This is a genomic window from Rhodomicrobium sp. R_RK_3 (genome assembly GCF_002198715.1).
GTDB lineage: Bacteria > Pseudomonadota > Alphaproteobacteria > Rhizobiales > Rhodomicrobiaceae > R-RK-3.
This window is the reverse complement of sequence record NZ_MWLK01000025.1, coordinates 1-20,572: the sequence shown is the minus strand read 5'-3', so window position 1 is coordinate 20,572 and position 20,572 is coordinate 1. Positions and strand designations below refer to the sequence as shown.

At 65.1% G+C, this 20,572-nt stretch carries 17 protein-coding genes and 1 tRNA gene; 3 read left to right on the top strand and 15 right to left on the bottom strand.

Annotated features, from left to right (window positions below; translation table 11 throughout):
* Positions 1-143 precede the first annotated feature (143 nt).
* Together phaR and BLEFHOIH_RS14285 are read left to right on the top strand one after the other, a co-directional pair.
* The gene (phaR, locus tag BLEFHOIH_RS14290) at positions 144-806 is read left to right on the top strand and encodes a polyhydroxyalkanoate synthesis repressor PhaR (protein WP_088346583.1); all 663 of its coding nucleotides are present in this window, start codon (positions 144-146) and stop codon (positions 804-806) included.
* 282 nt (positions 807-1,088) lie between these two features.
* Positions 1,089-1,769, top strand: coding sequence for a CAP domain-containing protein (locus BLEFHOIH_RS14285; RefSeq protein WP_088346581.1), 681 nt, complete (start codon positions 1,089-1,091; stop codon positions 1,767-1,769).
* Between the two features lie 334 nt (positions 1,770-2,103).
* On the opposite strand, the gene BLEFHOIH_RS14280 is transcribed toward BLEFHOIH_RS14285, so the two are convergent.
* The 14 genes from BLEFHOIH_RS14280 to BLEFHOIH_RS14215 form a co-directional block, all read right to left on the bottom strand.
* Positions 2,104-3,099 carry a D-alanyl-D-alanine carboxypeptidase family protein gene (locus BLEFHOIH_RS14280; protein ID WP_245297012.1) on the bottom strand — a complete coding sequence of 332 codons (996 nt, stop codon included), beginning with the start codon at positions 3,097-3,099 and terminating at the stop codon, positions 2,104-2,106.
* A gap of 397 nt (positions 3,100-3,496) precedes the next feature.
* A tRNA-Leu gene (locus BLEFHOIH_RS14275) sits at positions 3,497-3,583 on the bottom strand.
* Positions 3,584-3,932: 349 nt separating this feature from the next.
* Positions 3,933-4,688: an ABC transporter ATP-binding protein gene (locus BLEFHOIH_RS14270; protein ID WP_088346579.1), complete on the bottom strand. Its 756-nt coding sequence runs from the start codon at positions 4,686-4,688 to the stop codon at positions 3,933-3,935.
* A 10-nt stretch (positions 4,689-4,698) separates the two neighbouring features.
* Complete coding sequence (locus tag BLEFHOIH_RS14265) at positions 4,699-5,538, bottom strand: ABC transporter permease (RefSeq protein WP_245297011.1); 840 nt, start codon at positions 5,536-5,538, stop codon at positions 4,699-4,701.
* Positions 5,539-5,635: 97 nt separating this feature from the next.
* The gene (locus tag BLEFHOIH_RS14260; protein WP_245297010.1) at positions 5,636-6,610 is read right to left on the bottom strand and encodes an aliphatic sulfonate ABC transporter substrate-binding protein; all 975 of its coding nucleotides are present in this window, start codon (positions 6,608-6,610) and stop codon (positions 5,636-5,638) included.
* Positions 6,611-6,725: 115 nt separating this feature from the next.
* The gene (locus tag BLEFHOIH_RS14255) at positions 6,726-7,037 is read right to left on the bottom strand and encodes an RNA-binding S4 domain-containing protein (RefSeq protein ID WP_088346574.1); all 312 of its coding nucleotides are present in this window, start codon (positions 7,035-7,037) and stop codon (positions 6,726-6,728) included.
* A 4-nt stretch (positions 7,038-7,041) separates the two neighbouring features.
* On the bottom strand, positions 7,042-10,269 hold the full coding sequence (locus tag BLEFHOIH_RS14250) for a helicase-related protein (protein ID WP_088346572.1): 3,228 nt from the start codon (positions 10,267-10,269) through the stop codon (positions 7,042-7,044).
* A gap of 251 nt (positions 10,270-10,520) precedes the next feature.
* The gene (locus tag BLEFHOIH_RS14245; RefSeq protein ID WP_088346570.1) at positions 10,521-11,390 is read right to left on the bottom strand and encodes a DUF3108 domain-containing protein; all 870 of its coding nucleotides are present in this window, start codon (positions 11,388-11,390) and stop codon (positions 10,521-10,523) included.
* Positions 11,391-11,623: 233 nt separating this feature from the next.
* Positions 11,624-12,799 (bottom strand): ABC transporter substrate-binding protein, encoded by a 1,176-nt coding sequence (locus BLEFHOIH_RS14240; protein ID WP_088346568.1) that lies wholly within the window; start codon positions 12,797-12,799, stop codon positions 11,624-11,626.
* Between the two features lie 242 nt (positions 12,800-13,041).
* Positions 13,042-13,467 (bottom strand): VOC family protein, encoded by a 426-nt coding sequence (locus BLEFHOIH_RS14235; RefSeq protein ID WP_088346566.1) that lies wholly within the window; start codon positions 13,465-13,467, stop codon positions 13,042-13,044.
* A gap of 185 nt (positions 13,468-13,652) precedes the next feature.
* On the bottom strand, positions 13,653-14,102 hold the full coding sequence (cynS, locus tag BLEFHOIH_RS14230) for a cyanase (protein ID WP_088346564.1): 450 nt from the start codon (positions 14,100-14,102) through the stop codon (positions 13,653-13,655).
* A 49-nt stretch (positions 14,103-14,151) separates the two neighbouring features.
* A complete protein-coding gene (locus BLEFHOIH_RS14225; RefSeq protein ID WP_088346562.1) occupies positions 14,152-15,069 on the bottom strand; it encodes an ABC transporter ATP-binding protein in 918 nt (305 codons plus the stop codon).
* Between the two features lie 8 nt (positions 15,070-15,077).
* Positions 15,078-15,926 (bottom strand): nitrate ABC transporter permease, encoded by an 849-nt coding sequence (ntrB, locus tag BLEFHOIH_RS14220; RefSeq protein ID WP_088346560.1) that lies wholly within the window; start codon positions 15,924-15,926, stop codon positions 15,078-15,080.
* Positions 15,927-16,252: 326 nt separating this feature from the next.
* A complete protein-coding gene (locus BLEFHOIH_RS14215; RefSeq protein WP_088346558.1) occupies positions 16,253-17,626 on the bottom strand; it encodes a CmpA/NrtA family ABC transporter substrate-binding protein in 1,374 nt (457 codons plus the stop codon).
* A 201-nt stretch (positions 17,627-17,827) separates the two neighbouring features.
* On the opposite strand from BLEFHOIH_RS14215, the gene BLEFHOIH_RS14210 reads away from it, so the two are divergent.
* A complete protein-coding gene (locus BLEFHOIH_RS14210; RefSeq protein WP_140421890.1) occupies positions 17,828-19,744 on the top strand; it encodes a sigma 54-interacting transcriptional regulator in 1,917 nt (638 codons plus the stop codon).
* 331 nt (positions 19,745-20,075) lie between these two features.
* On the opposite strand, the gene BLEFHOIH_RS14205 is transcribed toward BLEFHOIH_RS14210, so the two are convergent.
* The gene (locus BLEFHOIH_RS14205) at positions 20,076-20,240 is read right to left on the bottom strand and encodes a DUF3309 family protein (RefSeq protein ID WP_088346556.1); all 165 of its coding nucleotides are present in this window, start codon (positions 20,238-20,240) and stop codon (positions 20,076-20,078) included.
* Positions 20,241-20,572: the final 332 nt, after the last annotated feature.

The window sequence follows — 20,572 nt, the reverse complement described above, 5'->3', positions numbered from 1 at the left end:
GATACAAGCTTTCCGTTAAACTACCAAATATCGACGCAATCGGTCCGATGACGCCCTAAAGACTGCGAAAGCCCTAGTGCTTTGCACAAATCTCATGCTACTCGTTGGTGCGGTGCAACCATCCGGCGGCAGGAATGAATGATATGTCAGAGAAATCTCAGTCATATGCCAATGGATTTTCCGAGAGCCCTGGCCACCGCGAAGCGGAAGCCCAGCCCGAGCGGCCATCCATCGTCATCAAGAAATACGCCAATCGCCGTTTGTACAATACCGATACGAGCACCTATGTGACGCTGGACGACCTTGCCGGCATGGTGCGCTCGGAGCGCGATTTCGTCGTTTACGATGCCCGCACAGGCGAAGATCTGACGCACTCGGTCCTGACGCAGATCATCGTCGAGCAGGAAAGCAAGGGCAACCAGAATCTGCTGCCGATCGGCTTCCTGCGACAGCTCATCCGCTTCTACGGCAATTCGATGGAACGGCTGGTGCCGAGCTATCTGGAATACAGCCTCGACACGCTGACCCGCGAGCAGGAAAAATACCGGCACCAATTCGCCAACACGTTCGGCAGCGCCGCCGTCGAGGCGATGCAGGAGCAGACCCGGAAGAATCTGGCGATCTTCGAGCGCGCGCTGAACATGTTCGCGCCGTTCACCAGCTTCCAGCCGCTGATGCCCACGGCGGCCGCCCCGGAAAAAAAAGAGTCCGCTTCACGCGAACAGGCCGAGGAAATTTCGGAGCTGAAGACACAGCTCGCCTCGATTCAGTCGCAACTGAACCGGCTGGCCGACCAAAATAAATAGCCGGATGGCCTAGGCCATACTCCGGTCAATATTCTCCCGGACATTGCCCTGGGTGGTGAGGGAGGTTTTTGTCGGCCGCAGTTGGGCTTAACTCGACCGGATGCGTGTTGGTTGCACGCAAGAAGACAGGGTCCGCTTAAGCATGCTGCGATATGGTTCGGGGGCGATCCTCGGGGAAATCCCAGGGTCGAATGTAACCATAACGGCAATCGCCTAACGCCGGTGTTGAAGTTGCGAGATGCTTGGGAGCAATCGCCTCATCGCTGCCGTGAGGAGGAGTTGATGGTTCGTATTCTCGCCTTGGCACTGCTTGCCGCCTCGCTTTCGGCATGCTCGATTTCTCCCCCCTCGTCGCTGTTTGCTTCGCTCAACACCGATGAAGAACCGGCCAAGCCCGCCGCTCAGCCCGAGCCGCAGAAGACCCAGCAGGCCGGTATCGGCAGCTCCGTCGCCGGCGTCTGGGATTCGATGAAATCCGGCCTCGGCTTCGGCGGCGGTTCCGCCTCGAAGGCCAGCGCGCCCGCCGATCAGGACCTTGCCCAATTCACGCCCGCCCAGGCGCTGCAACTGGTCAACGACTATCGCGCCCAGAAGGGCCTGCGCCCGGTGCGCCTCAACGCCAAGCTCTCCGAGGCGGCCTATAAGCACTCGACCGACCTGTCCAAGGGCGACCGCATTTCCCATTACGGCTCCGACGGCTCCGACACCTGGGACCGCGTCCGCCGCACCGGCTATGTCGCCAAGGTGACGGCGGAGAATGTCGGGACAGGGCAGCACTCGATCGCCGAAGTCTTCAAGGGCTGGCAGGACAGCCGTGACCACAATGCGAACCTGCTGCTGCCCGACGCCGAGGAGATCGGCATCGCGATGGTCTACAGCCCCAACACCCAGTTCAAGACTTTTTGGACCCTGGTGCTGAGCGCCCCCGTGCCGAACAATCAGGTCTCCTCGATCCGGCAGTAAAAGGCGCGATCGGAAACGGGCGCAAGGCAGACCGCGAACGCGTATCGTTCAAGCGAGACCGAAGCGCGTCGCTCGTTGGTGAGCCCCCGCCTGAGGACGCTGCGTCCGGGCTTCTGCCACTCGCCGCGGAAACCCGCAAACTACCGCAATGTAAGGTCGTCGCCCCGGCCGTCAGAGCCGGGGCCTACTCGCCTCTCGGCGGGCACCGCGCTTGCGGATCGGGAACGGCAAGCGGATCACTGTCTGGCTGACGGCCGCCCGGGACGACGGAGGAGAGGACCACGCCAAGCGAAGCTCTCGCACGGCGAGGGAATTGGCAGCCGGTCTGGCGGCTTCAGGTCTTCGGCTGCTGCGGCTTGGCGGCGGGCTGCTTTGCGGCCGGCTGGCCGGGCTTGGCCTTGACGCGCGCCTTCTTGCGGACGCGGACGGGGCGCGGCTTGCACACGATGGGCCGCAGGTCGCCGGGGGCCTCGCTGGCGCTGGCGTCGAGGGCGATCTGGTCGAGCCGGGTGGAGAACATCGTCTTCCACTGGTAATTGTCAAAACCGTGCTGGATGAGCTGCGCCGCCCGCGCCGTGCGTGCCCCGCTCGACTCCGCGCCGAGCACCACTGCAAGAATGCGCCGGTCGCCGCGCTTGGCGCTCGCCACGACATTATAGCCGGAGGCGCAGATGAAGCCGGTCTTCATGCCGTCGGCGCCTTCGAACACCTTGAGCAGGCTGTTATGCGAGCGCAGCGTCCGCTTGCCGACCTTGAAGGAGGGCAGCGAATAGAGCGATTCATGCTGCGGGAATTCGGCCAGCAGCGCGCGGCCCAAAGTGGCCATGTCGCGCGCCGTCGTCACCTGCTGGTCGTTCGGCAGGCCGTTGGCGTTGAAGAAATGTGTCTGCGACATGCCGAGCCGCTTGGCGGTCTGGTTCATGCGCTCGACGAACGCCTCTTCGCTGCCGGCGATGCGCTCGGCCAGCATCACCGCGACGTCATTGGCGGATTTGACAATCAGCGCCTTCAGCGCCAGGTCGACGGTCATCTGGCCGCCGACCGGCAGGCCGATCTTGCTCGGCGGCTGGCTCAGCGCGTGCTCCGAGCAGGTGATCTTGTCCTCCAGCGACAGCTTGCCGTCGCGCAGGGCCTCGAAGGTGATATAGGCCGTCATCAGCTTGGTGAGCGAGGCCGGATGCCAGGGCCGGTCGGCCTCTTCGGCGTAGATCACGAGGCCGGAGGCCGGCTCGATCACCATGGCCGGCCCGCCGCCCTGGGCGCTGGCGGGCGAGGAACTCAAAAACATCCCGGCAAGAGCGGCCAGGAACAGGCGGCGGTAAGGCGTCATTCCCACATCGATCCTCTTCGCCGGACGGTTCACGCGCGCTCCGAGCACTGGCGGATGGGCGCTAGAGGCGCACAGACCGGTGAAAATCCGGTCAACGCCGCGTCCGGAAAGCCATGATGGCGGTCCCCCGACCCTCAAAACATGTCGTCTGTTTGGTAGCATCGGACGGGCCGCACCTCAAGTGCGCATCGCCCCGGCGCGGCGGCCAGGGCGATGCGGCGTGTCGCAAATTGTACCGGTGCCGCCCGGCAGTGGACAGGCGCAGTCCGAGGATTTGCGTGCTGCGGAATGCGCGCAAGCGACGCCCGCGCCGTCGGGGCCGGCTGACACACAAGCGGAGGCGGGTGAGCTCTTGCAGAGCTTGGTCGCGCCGTCCGATTTGGTGCGATGAGGGAGGTGGTGCGGGCGGTCGGACTCGAACCGACACTCTGTCACCAGAACCGGATTTTGAGTCCGGCGCGTCTACCGATTCCGCCACGCCCGCAAGGCTAGCCGAAGCGCTGTTTCATATCGCTTTCGCGCGCCGAGCGATAGGGTTTTTCGCGCCCGCGCCAAGCGCCGCCGATGATAATCATCAGGGCGACCGCGTCAACACCGACGGGGTGGCAGAAACGGCTGCAAATACGAAACTCTCCCGTCGCCCCGGCCGTCAGAGCCGGGGCCCACTCGCATATCCTCTCGCCGCAGCATTCGCGGACAGATGATTGGGTCCCGGCTCACCGCTTCGCGGCGTCCGGGACGACGGGAGGGAGAGGCATTGCCATATGCTCAGGCTAAGAGGCTGCACTGGGAGCGGGTGAGTACAAGGCCGCTACCCGCCGCTTCCTCAACGGCTACTCCGCCGCGCGCGGCCTGTGGCGCACCAGCGTCGCATTGAGCGCGCGCAGGACGCGGCGCTTTTCGCTCTCGAAATCGGGCGAGAGGCGGTCGCGCGGGCGGGGCAAATCGATGTCGAAAATATCGGCGATCCGGCCGGGGTTGGGGCGCATCACCACGATGCGCGAGGCGAGCACCAGCGCCTCCTCGATGTCGTGGGTGACGAGGACCAGGGTCGGGCGGTGGTCGGCCCAAAGGTCGAGCAGATGGTCCTGCAGCTCCTCGCGGGTGAAGGCGTCGAGCGCGGAGAAGGGCTCGTCGAGCAGCAGCACGGCGGGGCGCGGCACCAGGGCGCGGGCGATGGCGACGCGCTGGCCCTGGCCGCCGGACAATTCGCGCGGCCAGCGCCCGGCATAGTCGGCAAGGCCGACGCGGGCGAGCGCCTCCTGCACGCGCCGCTCGCGCTCTTCGGCGGGAAGCTCCTCGAGGCCGAAGCCGACATTGCCCGCGACGGTGAGCCAGGGCAAGAGGCGCGGCTCCTGGAACACGATGCCGACGGCGGGGTGCGGCTCGGTGATGGTGACGCCGTCGACGCCGACGGTGCCGCGCGTCGCATGGTCGAGGCCGGAGAGCAGGCGCAGCAAGGTGCTCTTGCCGCAGCCCGAGCCGCCGATCACGGCGACGATCTCGCCGGCGTCGACGCTCAGCGACAGGCCGTCCAGCGCGACGGTGCCGTTGGGGTAGGTTTTGCCGAGGCGTTCGATCTGCAGCATGTCCCCTCCCCTACCGCCCGCCGGCATAGACGTCGACCCAGCGCAGGAACGGCGCGGTCAGCGCGACCAGCAGGCTGTCGCTGAGCTTGCCGAGCACGGCGAAGGCGAGGATCGCGGCGACGATCTGGTCCGGCTTGCCGAGCTGCTGGCCATCGACCAGCAGATAGCCGAGCCCTTCCGAGGCGCCCATGAATTCGGCGGCGACGACGAACATCCAGCCAAGGCCAAGGCCCCCGCGCAAGGCGAGCACATAGGCGGGCAGGATCGCCGGCAGCAGGATGCGGCGGACGAGGCCGAGGGCCGAGAGCCGGAAGACGCGGCCGACTTCGACGATCTTGCGGTCGATGGAGAGGATCGCGCCGAGCGTGCCGAGATAGACCGGAAAGAACACGCCGACCGCGATCAGCGTGATCTTCGACTCCTCGAAGATGCCGAGCCAGAGGATGAACAGCGGCACCCAGGCGATGGAGGGCACGGCGCGCAGGCCCTGGAGGGTCGGGTCGATCAGGCGGCGCATCAGCGCCGAATAGCCGGTGACGACGGCGACCAGCGTTCCCGCCGCGACGCCGATGGCGAAACCGGCAGCGACGCGCGCGGAGGTCGCCAGCAGGTGGCGGGAGAGTTCGCCCGACTGCCACAGCTCGTTCAGCGCCAGGAAGATGCGCGAGGGCGGCGGCACCAGCCGGCCGTTCACCAGCCCGAAATGGACCAGCAGCTCCCAGCCGAGGCCGACGGCCACCGGAAGCAGAAGACCGAGCGCCCAGGAAAAACGCCACCCGGTCCTTTCGGGCCGGGTGGGCGGAGCGATAGCCTCTGGTGGGGCGGGCAGGACTTGATCGACATTGCTCATCGGCTCGAGCATTCCCGTAAGGCAAGGCCCCCGCGCCTGCGGGGGACAAATGCGGCTGCGTGTCCCCGCGCCGGCAGCGAGCCGGACAGGGCAAGGATTAGCGCGAGGCCGTCGCGAAGCTGGTGTCGACCAGCGCCGAGACGATGGCCTTCACATCGACATCCGGCTTGATAACGCCGGCCTGCTGCAATGCGATCCCTGCGGCGGTGATCGAGTCCACCTGCGCCGCGCCGATATTAGAATGCGTCAGCTCGGTGCGTTCGGAAAGCTGCTTGGCGATGACGGCTTCGGGAAGCTTCGTCGCGGCGACGAGATAGCGCTTCACCTCGTCCGGATTGGCGAGCGCCCATTGCCGGGCGGTTTCATAGCCCGCGATGACGCGCTTGACCAGTTCAGGATGATCGGCGGCGAAGGCTTCGCGCACGTTCAGGATGCCCCAGGTGTTGGCCTCGGGCTTGCGGAAGAACAGCTTTGCGCCGTCCTCGACCTCGGCGGAGGCCATGATCGGGTCGAGCCCGGCCCAGGCATCGACATCCTTGCGCAGCAGCGCGGCCTTGCCGTCGGCGTGCTGCAGCAGGACGATGGTGACGTCCTTCTCGGTCAGGCCGACCTCTTGCAGCGCGCGGATGAGGAAGATGTGCGGGTCGGTGCCGCGCGTCGCGGCGATGCGCTTGCCCTTCAGGTCGGCGACCTTGGTGATGCCGGTATCGGGGCGGGTGACGAGGGCGGTCCATTCGGGGCGGGAATAGACATAGATGGATTTGATCGGATTGCCGTTGATCCTGCCGAGCAGCGCGGCGGCGCCGGCTGTCGAGCCGAAATCGAGCGATGAGGCATTGAGGAATTCCAGCGCTTTGTTCGAGCCGGCCGACTGCACCCAGCGGATGGCGATGCCGTCCTTCTCGAATTCCTTCTCGAGGATGCCGCGCTCCTTCAGCACCAGCGACACCGGATTGTAGGTCGCCCAGTCGATGCGGATTTCCTTCGGCGCATCGGCGGCGAAAGCGGGCGCGGCGGCGAGGCCGATGGCGAGCGCGGCGACGAAAGCGCGGCGGGTCAGGCGCGTGGACATGCGGATTTCCTCCATTAAATCCGGCCGAGATTATGCGGCGAGATCACGGCGGTGAACCAAGAAAATCTGCTGACCTTATTCAGAATATCGGATTGCTTGGGAGGCCGCCCCCAAATCAGGGCGTCTGCGCCGGGGCGGGGGCGCTCGGCGGCGTCAGATCGAGATAGAGCTTCTGCGCTTCCGAGGGTGGGCAGCGGCGCGGGCTGAAGCCGGTGATCTGCAGGATGCGCACGCGGCCGAACACCGCCGCCGTGATGACATCGCCGCATTTCACCGGAGAGGCGGGCTTTACCACCTTCTCGCGGTTGATGCGGAACTTGCCTTGCGCGACGAGATCCGCCGCGAGCGAGCGGGTTTTGACGATGCGCGCATGCCAGAGCCATTTGTCGAGGCGTTGCGTCTCCCTGGCATCGCCTTGGCTCGCCATCGCCTCAGGCTTGGTCCTGCGAAGCGCGCGCCATGCGCTCCTTGAGCTGCAACAGAGCGGCGAAGGGCGAATCCGGGTCGGCGACCGCCTCCTTCTGGCGTTTCGCTGGGGCGGCCGACTTCACCGCATGATCCGGACGCCCGCCTCCGCCACCCTTGGGACCACCGCGCCACTCGCCGCGGCGGCGATCGTCACGCGGCTTGTCGCGCTCGCGGTCACGATCACGCCGGGGCGGCCGGTCGGGACGGCCCTCGGGCTTGGCCGCTGCAACGGCGGGACGGTCGGCGGCCGGGGCATTGGCGGCCTGCTGCTGCGGACGGCGCTCGCGGTTGCCTTCCGGCTTGCGGTGCGACTGACGCCGCTCGTCATTCTGGACACGCCGGCGGGGACGCCAGATTTCCTCGAATTCGGGCTCGGCCGGGGTTGCGGCAGCGTCTGAAGACTCGGCGGCAGCAGGCTCCGCGGCAACCGCCTCGACGCTTTCGGCGGCGACTGGCTCCGCCGGGGCGACCTCATCCGCATCCGAGGCTATGGGCGCAGTCGCCATGGGCTCGACGGCTTCGGCAACAGAGGGTTCGCTTGCCTCGGCTTCGGGCTCAATGGGCGCGGGCTCAGCAGCAATTGCCTCAGCGGACTCGGCGGCCTCGGTGTGAACGCCGTTCGCCGGTTCGACAGCAGCCTCCGCCGACGCCTCGGCGACGGCCTCGACGCCTTCGATCTTCACCTCGGGCGCGGCGGCGACCTCGACCGGCTTCGGCTGAACCTGACGGCGCTCCTTGCGGAAGCCGAGCACGAACAAGACGTTGCCCATCTCCTCGGCCGAGCAGCCGATGATCGACAGCATCTCCGGCTGCACTTTGAAGCCGCCACGGCCGACGGCCCCCGCAGGCGGCTCGGGCCGCGCCAGCGAGGGCTTCCAGCTCGTCAGCGGGCGGATCAGGTCGGCGAGTCGCTCCAGCATGTCGACGCGGATCGCGCGCGGCCCGCAGACATGGAAACCGGCGGCGCGGTAGAACACATCCGGCAGCGCCTTGTCGACGGCCACCGAAGTCAGGCCCTGGCGTGGCGGCTCGGGCAGGTTGGAAACGTCGATGCCGGCGGAAGCGCCGTTCTTCAGCGCCCAGAGCAGCAGCAGCATATCGGCAGCGGCCGGCTTCAGCAGCAGCGGGAAGTAGATGTTATAGGCGCCGAAGCGGACGCCGAATTTGCGCAGCTCCGCGCGTGCCTGCTGGTCGAGCGAGCGAATGTCCTCGGCGATGGTCTCGCGCGGCAGGATGCCGAAATTCTCGACGAGCTGGAAGCCGATGCCACGTGCGAGGCCGGTGAGATCGGGCGCGCGCGACAGATCGAGCAGGGGCTTCAGGCGCAATTCGATCAGCGCGGCAAGCCAGGTCTCGACCCGCTTGACCACCCGCTCCTTGTCCTGCGGGGTCAGGTGCTCATCGGCGATCAGGCCGAAAACGGGCTTCAGCGGCTCCGCTCCTGCCTCCAGGCGGCCGATCTCCTGCTTCTCCCACATCACCGCGCCATTGCGCGCAAGCGTGAAGGCGGCGTCCTTGGCCTCGCAGAGGCGGTCGGCGCGCTCGCTCAGCTCCTGCGCCAGGACCTTTGCCGCAGCGTGGCGCGCGGCCTTGCCGTGAATGCCCGCCGCCGCCGTGTCCGGCGTGAAGCGGAAGCCCTCTAGCTTGCCGACATAGTGCTTCTCGACAAAGATCTGCCCGCTTTGCTCGATATCGGCATAGAGTGCATCCTTGTCCCGCATGCTCTTCATCAGCACGCTGGTGCGGCGGTCGACGAAGCGCTGGGTCAAAAGATCGTGCAGCGCGTCGGACAGCGTGTCCTCGATGGCGCGGGTGCGTTCGCGCCAGCCCTCGCTGTCGGCGAGCCAGCCGGCGCGGTTGGAAACGAAGGTCCAGGTGCGGATATGGGCGATGCGGTTGGACAGCGTGTCGATATCGCCATCGGTGCGGTCGGCGAGCGCGACCTGCCCCGCGAACCAGTCCTCGGGGATGACGCCCTCGTCGCTCATCAGATATTTATAGAGGCTGGCGGCGAGATCGGCGTGGTTGGCGGCTGAGATCTTGCGGTAATCCGGGATCTGGCAGACTTCCCAGAGCAACTTGATCGCGGCCGGCGAGCGGGCCATGTCGGCGATGGCGGTATCGGCGCTCAGCGCGTCGAGCGCCTGCACGTCGTCGGCGTTGCGGGCACGGGCGAGGCGGGCCGAGGTCGGCGTCTCGCGAAGGCTGTCCTTGAGGCGGTCGATGGAGCCGAATTCGAGCGCGTGATTGCGCCATTGCAGGATCTTGACCGGCTCGAACTCGTGGTTTTCCAGCCGGCTGATGATTTCAGAGCTGAAGGGCTCGACATCGCCGGTGACGCCGAAAGAGCCGTCATTCAGATGGCGGCCGGCGCGGCCGGCGATCTGGCCGAGTTCGCCCGGCGCCAGCTCGCGGTGATTGCGGCCGTCGAACTTGCGGGTGCCGGCGAAGGCGACGTGATCGAGATCGAGATTGAGCCCCATGCCGATGGCGTCGGTGGCGACGAGGAAATCGACATCGCCGGACTGGTACAGCGCCACTTGCGCATTGCGCGTGCGCGGGCTGAGGCCGCCGAGCACGACCGCCGCGCCGCCGCGCTGACGCCGGATCAGCTCGGCGACGGCATAAACCTCATTCGCCGAGAAAGCGACGATGGCCGAGCGGCGCGGCAGCCGCGTGATCTTCTTCTGGCCGGCATAGGTCAGCTTCGACAGCCGGTGGCGGGTGACGAAATTGGCGCCCGGCAGCAGGTCGCGGATCGCGCCTTCCATGGTCGCGGCGCCGAGGAGCAAAGTCTCGCTCTGGCCGCGCGCGGAAAACAGCCGCTCGGTGAAGACATGGCCGCGCTCGGGATCGGCGCAGAGCTGGATCTCGTCAATGGCGAGGAAATCCACTTCGATCTCGCGCGGCATCGCCTCGACGGTGCAGATCCAGTAGCGCGGGCGCTCCGGCTTGATTTTTTCCTCGCCGGTGATCAGCGCGACATTGGCCTCGCCGGCGCGGGCGACGACCTTGTCGTAGACCTCGCGCGCGAGCAGGCGGAGCGGCAGGCCGATCAGCCCGCTCTCATGGCCGAGCATCCGTTCGATCGCAAGATGGGTCTTACCGGTATTCGTCGGCCCCAGGACCGCGATCACGGAATGCCCAAGGGCAGTCCGGCGCGAGGCGGAAGCGGAAGCGATCTCGGTCATTACGGCAATTCCTTAAAGGCTGAACGCGCGTGAACAGGACAAGCGCAACTGATGGTTGCTCCGGCGGTATAGAGCATAATGACGGCCGGTTTGGCCAGCCTTGAAACCGGGTTTTGCGGACTGTGCGGCCATGGGACGGCCGGCGCCCTGCAAAACGGTCCAGCACCATCGGGAAAATATCATGAACGACTCATGTACGAATCGCACGAGGCACGGCTTTCGCCCTTTGTTCACGCCCGTTCTTGCGCCGATCACCGAATCAGCGCGGAACCGGCCTCCCTGGAGGTTTCGACCTCGATGCTTGAGGACGTCAGCGTCGCGCTGCCGACCGGCGTCGGAACATAAATGTAATATGGTACGTAAAGATCCGCCTGGGCGAGCGGAACCATCCAAAGCTCCATGCCCTCGTTCTTGGCCGCGAAATCATTCTCGTCGTCGCCGCGCCGGTGACCGGCGATCGGCAGGAACTTCACCTTACAGACGTAGGCGGGGCCCGTATAGCCATAGGGCGTCGTCACGGGTTTGGTGGCTTTATAGGTCAGCTTCAGGTCGTAGCGGGCCTTGCCGTCGAAAATCGGAATGCGGCGGCTGCACACCTCGCTGCCGGTATGGTTGCTGCCGATGTTGGTCAGCATGACCAGCGCGCTCAGCGGGTCGACGACGTTCTGCATGTGCTTGCGCATGATCGGCACGCGCCCCGGCGCCTGCCGCTGCGGCGGCGTGACGGCGATTTCCTCGACGATATTGTTGGCGAAGCGGATATTGATGTTTTCGCCGCGGTCGCTGGTCCGGTAGCCGAAGGAATAGGCATAGGGGCGCGGCAGCTTTGCCATCACCTGCCCGCTCGATGCGGTATCGCCCCGCCATTCGAACAGGATGCCCGCGAGCACGCTGATCGTGGCGCGACCCTTGAGGCTATATTCGGTGTTGTTGAGATCGGACCACAATTTGAAGGTGCCGATGCCCATGCCGTTGAAGCCGATGGAATATTCCGCCGTCACCTTCCGGGCGCCGCTTTTTGCGGCGACCTCGCCGCCTGACGCGCTCGTCGCCACCAGCATGAGGGCCGCGATGGCGGCGGTAAAAGAGATACTGCGACGGCCCACGCGTCTCGCGTCCATGACTAATCCTTGATCAACTCACGACTCTGCCCGGCAATCGCAATTCGATAAAGGCGGCGCCCCTTGCCCCCAGCAAGCTCACGCCACCGGAGACGCCCCGGCCAGTTCTGCCACGACCCCTATCAAATGCCCTATTTTCGGATTTCGTCAATTGTATGTTTTTGTGTCACTTGCCGGCGGATTGGCCCAGATTTTGCGGGGGATTCGGCGAGCGGCGCCCTCGGCCGGCAAACTCAGCCTCCGGCAAGACGGAGCGTCGCGATGGGCTTGATGCTGCCATCGCCCTGGATCTCCGTCAGATAGACGTGATCCATGCCCTGATTGTCGTCCTTGCCATAGTGCAGCGTGACGCCGCCAAGGTCGAAGCTCTCGCTATGGATGGTGTCGAGCAGCCCTTGCCGCGACGGCTCGCCGGGCATTTTCTCCAGCGCGGCGATCAGCAGCCGGCCGACCATGTAGCCCTCGAGCGAGACGAAGCCGGGCTCTGCGCCGGGCAGCAGGCCCTCCAGGGCGGCCCGGTAGCGGGCGACCAGCGGCAGGGAGCTGTCTTCGGGAAAGGGCACGACCTGGGTCACCACCACCCCGGCGCCCGCCTCGCCGAGTTCCTTGGCGAAGGCGTTCGAGCCGACAAAGGAGATGTTGACGAAGAGCGGGTTGAAATTCACGTCCCTGGCCAGCTTGATGAATTCGGCGCAGGGCCGGTAGGGGCCGATCATGATGACCGCTTCCGGATTGCCCTTGCGGATGGTCAGCATGGCGCCGCGCACGGCGACCGAATTGCGCTCGAACGTGCCTTCGGAGACCAGCGACATTTGCCGCTTCTCCAGCGCCCGGCGCGTCCCGGCAAGGCCGGCGCGGCCAAAACTGTCGTCCTGGAACAGGATGGCGACGCGGGTGATGCGGCGGTCACGGGTCAGCCGCTCGATCATCTCCTCGGTCTCCTGATAGTAGGAGGCGCGGATATTGACGACATTGGGCTTGAAGGGGTTGCGCAGGAATTCGGCGCCGGTGAACGCGCCGATGAATGGGACGCGGGCATCGTCGGCGACCGGCTGGGTCGCGGCCGAGGTCGGCGTGCCGACGGCTCCGACGAGGGCGAAGACCTTGTCGTCCGTGATGAGCTGTTTGGTGGCGTCGATGGATTTCAGCGGCTCGTAGCCATCGTCGCGGGAGATCAGCTCGAGCTTGCGGCCATGAACGCCGCCCGCCCGGTTGGCCTCGCCGAAGGCGGCAAGCAGGCCGTCGCGCATTCCGGTGCCGAGCGCGGCGGCTTGGCCCTCGAGCGCGGCCGCCTGTCCGAAAACGATCTTGCCGGGATCGACGCCCGGGTCGGCCGAGGCGAGGCAGGCGCTGAACATAAGGCCCAAAGCCGCCGCCAGCATCGGCGGCAATATGATCTTTCCACGCATGCGCGAAACCTCACCTGGTTATGCACGGGCTGAGTCTTATCAGCAAAGTGCTTGCGGCAAGGTTTCCGAGAAGCGTGGCATTTGCCGAATGTTGAGACTTCGCTCAATATCGGGCGAATAATCGGAAACATGAACAATATGACGCGGCGCGGTTCCCGAGACAATGCGGCCCGATAAACTTCCACCGCGAGTTCTTATTTTGAGACGCTGCCGAGGTTTTATTTACCCAACCTCGCCCTAGGCTAATTTTGGGCGGTCCAAGGGTCATAGGTCCCGATCACCCAGATGTGGCCCTCGGGGTCACGGCAGGTGAAGTCGCGGCTGCCGTAATCCTGGTCCTTGATGTCGATGATGATTTCGGCGCCCGCCGCGACCGCCCGGGCATAGACCGCATCGACATCGGAGACGACGAGGCAAGGCGTTTGGGTTTCGACGCCGCCAATATCGGCCGGCTGCTTGATGAGCCGCCCCCATTCGCCGTCCCGCTCCTGCGGCTTCACCGAGCCGAGCATGATCATGCCGCCGCCGAGCGTCAATTGCGCATGGGCGATGCCGCCATCCTCGGCCGGCACGACGAAATGCCGCTCAAAGCCGAAAGTGTCGCAGAGCCAGTCGATCATGCGCGGGCAGTCGCGATAGCGCAGGCAGGGGATGATGGTGCTGGACATGGGCGTTCTCCTCTTCGCGCAAGCTTAGGCACGAATTGGGAGAAATCGTGATGATTCGGCAAGCGGCGCAGCATCGCCCCGGCCGAGCCGGGGTCTACTCGGCTTTCCTCTCGCCGCAGCGTTCGCGGATCGATGACTGGGTCCCGGCTCACTGCTGCGCAGTGTCCGGGACGAAGGAGTAGCCCTCAGTCGTAATATTTATACGACAGGAACTTGCCCGACATGACCAGCTTCACCCGGTCGCCCTTGGCGTCGGGGAGGCGTTCCATGGTCATGTCGAAATCGATGGCGGACATGATGCCGTCGCCGAATTCCTCCTCGATCAGCGCCTTCCAGGTGGTGCCGTAGACGGAGACCAGCTCGTGGAAGCGGTAGATCAGCGGATCGGTCGGCGGCGTGGTCGGCAGCGAGCCGCGATAGGGGATCTCGGTCAGCATCCGGCTCTCGGATTCGGTGAGGCCGAACAGCTCCTTGGCCTTGCCGGCCTGCTCCGGCGTCAACTTCATCTGGCCGAGCAGCGCGGCGGTGATGAGGATCGGCGAGCAGCCGCCGATCGCGGTGCCGATCTCCTTCCAGGTCATCGCCTTGTCGCGCTTGGCATCAAGGATTTTTTCGGTGAGTTCTTCGCGTTTCATGGGGTTCTTCCCTTTGGCTGATGCGGGTTCGGGCGGGGCGCGGGGCGCCTCAAAAGCTGGGTGCGCCGCTGCGCCGGGCCGGCCCTCCTTCGGCGACCAGGGCGGGGGCAAGCTGCGGCTCGGGGATGCCCGGCTTGACGACGGGCGGATGGCGCGGGTCGTAATCGGCGGCCATGTCGGCGGCGAAGCTCTTCGACCGGCTGATCAGGAAATCCATGATGTGGTTGCGCAAAGGATAATAGGCCGGATGGCGGTGCATGTCGGCGCGGGTGCGGTCGCGCGGCAGGGCGTTGACGACGCATTCGGCGATGCGCGCGCCCGGCCCGTTGCTCATCAGGAGGATGCGGTCGGCGAGATAGATGGCCTCGTCGACATCATGGGTGATCATGAAGACGGTCTGGTCGGTCGCCGTGCAGATGCCGCGCACCTCGTCCTGCAAGGTGCCGCGCGTCAGGGCGTCTAGCGCCGAAAAAGGCTCGTCCATGAGCAGGATTTTCGGCTCGATGGCGAGCGCGCGGGCGATGCCGACGCGCTGCTTCATGCCGCCGGACAGCTCCGCCGGCTTCTTGTGTTCGGAGCCGGTCAAGTTGACGAGGTCGATGAAGCGCTGCGCCTGCGCGGCGACCTTTGCCCGCGGCCATGCCCGCCAGCGCGAGGTGACGGCATAGGCGATGTTGCCCATGACCGAGCGCCAGGGCAAGAGCGCGTGGCCCTGGAAGATGACCGCGCGGTCGAGGCTCGGGCCGGAGATCTGGCGGCCGTCGACGATGACGGTGCCGGCCGAGGGCTCGTCGAGACCGGCGAGGATGTTGAGCACGGTGGTCTTGCCGCAGCCGGAATGGCCGATGACGCAGACGAATTCGCCCTGGCCGATGCCGAGCCACAGATCCTCGAAAACCGCCGTCTGACCGCCACCCGGTGCCGGATAGCGCTTGGCGATGCCCTCGATGGAGATGAATTTGCCCATGAAATCTCCTATTCGGGGAAGCTGACGGCGCGGCCGAAGCGGGCGAGCATCTGGTCGAGCGCCATGCCGACGAGGCCGATCAAGAGGATCGCGATCATCACATTGGTGATCGACAGGTTGTTCCACTCGTTCCAGACGAAGTAGCCGATGCCGGTGCCGCCCACGAGCATCTCGGCCGCCACGATGACGAGCCAGGCGATGCCGATGGAGATGCGCATGCCAGTGACGATGGTCGGCGCGGCGGCGGGCAGGATGATGGTGAAGGCGCGCCGCAGCGGCGGCACTTCCAGCGTGCGGGCGACGTTCAGCCATTCCTTGCGCACGCTCGCCACGCCGAAAGCGGTGTTGATCAGCATCGGCCAGACCGAGCAGATGAAGATGACGAAGATCGAGGACAGGTTTGAATCCTTGATCGTGTAGAGCGCGAGCGGCATCCAGGCGAGCGGCGAGACCGGTTTCAGCACCTGGATGAACGGGTCGAAGGCGCGGCTCAGCAGCGGCGACATGCCGATGACGAAGCCGACCGGGATGGCAATCGCAACGGCAATGACATAGCCGAGCAGCACCCGCCCGAGCGAGAAGGCGAGCTGGATGCCGATGCCCTTGTCGTTCGGGCCTTTGTCATAGAAGGGGTTGGTCAGATGCTCCCAAAGCTTGGCGCCGACCGCACCGGGCGTCGGGAAGGCCGATGTGCCTGTGGTGACCTGCGCGCCCATCAGCTTGGCGTATTCCGGGTCCATGGTCGCGACGGCGCCGGTTCCGGCGGTCGCCAGCCACCAGACGGCGATGAACGCCGCGAAGATGATGGCCGACAGCGCGGCGGACCGGACGGGCAGCGATTTGATGACGGCGTTCATGGGTCACGTTCCAATTCGTCGGCCGAGCTTGCGGCTCCCCCCTCACCCGCCCGAAGACCTATGCTGATCGTTCGCCTTGACGGCTCACGATGCGGGAGAGGGCTACAAACGAGAGGCTTCCGCTCCTTCGCCCTCTCCCCTCGAGGGAGAGGGCTCCCGCCGCAAGGCGGCTGGGTGAGGGGGCTTCTTCTTTTCGTAATCCCCGCGAAGGCGGGGACCCAGTACTCCGCAGCAAACCTGGCCGGGCTGAGAACTACGGCTCAGTTTGCCCCTTACAGGGCCCCCGCTTTCGCGGGGATTACGCAGTGTCGTATCCGACGCCCTGCCTAAGCGGCCTTCTTGATCTTGAAGCTCGCCAGATATTCCTCCGGCTTCGAGGCATCGAAAGGCTTGCCCATCACCGAAAAGCTCTTGCTGCTCGATTCCGGCGGCGTCAGCCCTGCTTCGGCCATCAGCTTTTTGGCGTCCGTCGCCAAAAACACCTGCTTGGCCACACCGGCGTAATCCACCTCGCCCTTGATCTGGCCCCAGCGCTTCATCTGCGTCATGATCCAGACGGCGAAGGACTCGTAGGGGAAGGGCGAGAAATCGATGCGGTTCGGCACCGTCTTCACATTGCCGAGCCCGTCCGCGAAGGTCCCGGTCAGCACCTGTTCGACCACCGTCACCGGCTGGTTGAGATAGTTGGTCGGCGCGATCGCCTCGGCGATGGCCTTGCGGTTCTCGGCTTTGGTGGCGAAGGCCGTCGCCTCGATGATGCCCTTGATCAGCGCGCCGTAAGTGTTCGGCATCGACGTCACGAAGTCACGGCTCGCGGCGAAGGCGCAGCAGGGATGGCCGTCCCAGATCTCCTTCGAGAGCAAGTGAATGAAGCCGACGCCGTCGAACACAGCGCGCTGATTGACAGGGTCAGGGGCGAGGAAACCATCGATATTGTCGGCGCGCAGATTGGCGACCATTTCGGGCGGCGGCACGGCGCGGATCTGCACGTCCTGGTCCGGGTCGAGCCCGGCTTCGGCGAGATAGTAGCGCAAGAGATAATTGTGCATCGAATAGTCGAAGGGGACGGCGAATTTAAAACCCTTCCAGTCCTTCGGGTCGCGCTTGTCCTTGTGCTTCATCGCCAGCGTGATGGCCTGGCCGTTGATATTCTCCACCGCCGGCATGGTGTAGGGGATCGGGTTCGAGCCGGCGCCCAGCGTGATGGCGATCGGCATCGGCGACAGCATGTGGGCGGCGTCATATTCCTTGTTGATGGTCTTGTCGCGGATGACGGCCCAGCCCGCCGTCTTGACGACTTCGACATTCAGCCCCTGCTTGGCGTAGAAACCCATCGGCGCGGCCATGATGATCGGCGTCGCGCAGGTGATCGGGATGAAGCCGATCTTCAGGTCGGCCTTTTCCGGCTTGGCGGTCTGGGCGAAGACTTCGCTCGCGGTGCCGAGCGGGAAGAATTGCGAGATCGCGGCGAGCGCGGTCGAGGCGCCCACAGCGCGCAGAAAATTGCGCCGGTCGATGTCGGACGGGAAGAGGGCGCGCATCACGGCGCCTTCGACGGGCCGGCGGATGAGATCGTCGCCCTCGGGCATCGCCGCGCGCTCGGCCGCGTCGTGCTCGGCCTGGCTCCGATGCGCGCCGCAATCGCAGCCGCCCCGGCCGAGGCCCGTATTGGCGTCAAACGGATCGTTCTTCAGGGACATCGATCTCTCCTTGCCGTTATTGGTTGCCGGACAAGGAGCAAGCATCGTGCCAAACGGCTATCCGGCTGCCACGATTGAATTATAGAGGCCGAAAGGGGTAACGAAATTTCGTAAAATACGAAGCTTCGTAGCCGCCTTACGAAATATCGCATTGACCTGGCTTCGTCGTGCTATCCTGGCCTCATGCAATGAGGATGACCCATGTCGGATCGGACGCAGGCTGGTGGGCTCGCCAATTTTCTCTGGGATTTTGGCCTGGAAAGCAGCGAGGCGGCGGCACTGATCGTCGATCCCGTCGCCAACCGCATCCATCAGCACAACCGCGCCATGCTAGCCCTGGTCGGCGCCGCGCCCGACCGGCTCACCGGAGCCAAGGTCAGCGACATCTTCTCCCGCCATCTGCCCAAACTCGTCGCGCTCACCGAGGAATGCCTGGATCGCGGCACCGCCTGGAGCGACGACCTCGCGCTCGGCATCGACGGCGGGCCTTTGCGCGATGTCGAGCTGTTCGCCTCGCGCTTCCAGCTCGGCGAAACCCGACTGATCCTGTTCCTCATCTTCGATAAGCGCGAATTGCGGCTCAGGCGCTCCGAGCGCGACCTGTTCCAGCTCTTCAAGGGCGAGACGCCCAACCTGAAGCACCTCGAATCCGTTTTCCGCAATTTGGAGCGCGGCAACCGGCTCATCCTCGACGCCGTCGGCGAGGGCATTTACGGCGTTGACACCGAGGGCAAGGCGACCTTCCTCAACCCCGCCGCCGAGCGCATGCTGGGCTGGCGCGCCGACGAGCTGGTCGGCCAGATCGTCCACAATGTCGTGCATTACAGCCACGCCGACGGCGAACCCTACCCGCTCACTTGCTGCCCGATCTATGCCGCCTTCCACGATGGCGCGGTGCACCGCGTCGATCACGAGGTGTTCTGGCGCAAGGACGGCACCGCCTTCCCGGTCGAATATATCTCGACGCCGATCAAGCATGGCGGCCGCAGCGTCGGCGCGGTGGTCGTCTTCCGCGACGTCAGCGAGCGGCGCACAGCCGAGCGGCGGCTACGCGGCGCGCTGCAGGAGATCGAGGAGCTGAAAAAGCGGCTCGAACTGGAGAACGCCTATCTGCAGGACGAGCTGAAATCGGAGCACAATTACAAGGAGATCGTCGGCAACAGCCATGCCATCCGCACCATCATCGAGCAGATTGAACTGGTCGCCGCGACCGATGCCAGTGTGCTGATCACCGGCGAATCCGGCACCGGCAAGGAGCTGATCGCCCGCGCCATCCACGAGAACAGCCCGCGCGGCAAGCGCCCCCTGATCCGCGTCAACTGCGCCGCCATCCCGCGCGAATTGTTCGAGAGCGAGTTCTTCGGCCATGTGAAGGGCGCCTTCACCGGGGCGGTCGGCGAGCGGGTCGGGCGTTTCGAGCTGGCCGATGGCGGCACCATTTTCCTCGACGAGGTCGGCGAGTTGCCGCTGGAGCAGCAGGCCAAATTCCTGCGCGTGCTGCAAGAGGGCCAGTTCGAACGCCTCGGCGACGGGCGCACACACAGCGTCAATGTCCGCGTCATCGCCGCGACGAACAAGAATCTCAAGGCGGCGGTGGCGGCGAAAGCCTTCCGCGAGGATCTGTATTTCCGGCTGAATGTCTTCCCCGTCGAGGCGCCGCCCTTGCGGCAGCGGCTTGACGACATCCCGCTGCTCGCGGCGCATTTCATCGGCAAGATCTGCAAGCGGCTGAACAAGGGGCCGGTCGTCATGACCCGCGGCGAGATCGAGCGGATGCAGGCCTATGATTGGCCGGGCAATATCCGCGAACTGGAAAATGTCATCGAGCGCGCCGTCATCGTCTCGCGCGACGGCAAGCTGCGGGTCGACCTGCCGCTGGCCGGCAAGGACGGCGCGCGCCAGCGTCCGGCGCCCGGCGCGGCGGGCATCCTGACCGAGGACCAGCAGCGGCTCGGCGAGCACGCCAACCTCATCAATGCGCTGAGATCCTGCGGCGGCCGGGTGGCCGGACCGGGCGGCGCGGCGGAACTGCTCGGTGTTAAACCGACCACGCTCTATTCACGGCTCAAGCGATTTTCCATCGACGCGAAAGCCTGCGTCCAGGCCGAGGCAAGCTAGGTATTGGCACGTGGTGCCTGCGTGTCCTCCGCAAGACGCCGCGCGCCTCACCGGGTTTCTGCGCGCGATTAGCACTTCGTATAATTTTTGCGACTGCCGCAAAAGCCGATAGTCGATATTGGCCTGCGTTAGAATTTGAGGCATTGCACGCCAGCAAAGAGCATGATTAATGAGTGCCCGCCTTCGCCAGATGACGTGGAGCCTAAATTGAACAAGGCATAATTCTCAAGAAGCGGGTTGCTTCGGATCAGCAGCGCCGCAACTCGGTCACATCCCCGCCGGCGCCCCGGATGCCGGGCTGGGCCGGCATCCGAAGGCGCGGCCGGCCGGATCAGATGCGGCCCATCAGCAAGAGCACCACGACGACGACCAGCAGCGCGCCGAGAATGCCGACGCCGCCATTGCCGAAACCGTAGCCATAGCCGCCGAAACGGCCGCTGAAGCCGCCGAGCAGGAAGATGATGAGGACGATAACCAGGATGGTCCCGAGCGACATGGAGTGTTCTCCTTTTGCGTCATATCAATGAACGATCGCGTTTCCGCCGCCTTGGCGCGAGAAAAGCCGACCAACACATTCCTTGAGGGGCAGACCCGGCCGTTCATGATAGAGCCATACAAGCGCGCGACCGCCCCACTCGAACGCGATCACCATTCCGGTCGCGATAAGCGGCTCGCCCTGATTACGACTCATATCTCCCCGCAATCCCACCGAATCATCTTAGGCGATGGTGGGAAGTTGCTCATAGACTCGGAACCTACTCAGAGGCTGACCGGAGCCGCATGATGAAAATCGGCATACGCATCATTTCGGAGAAAATCGGCATACGA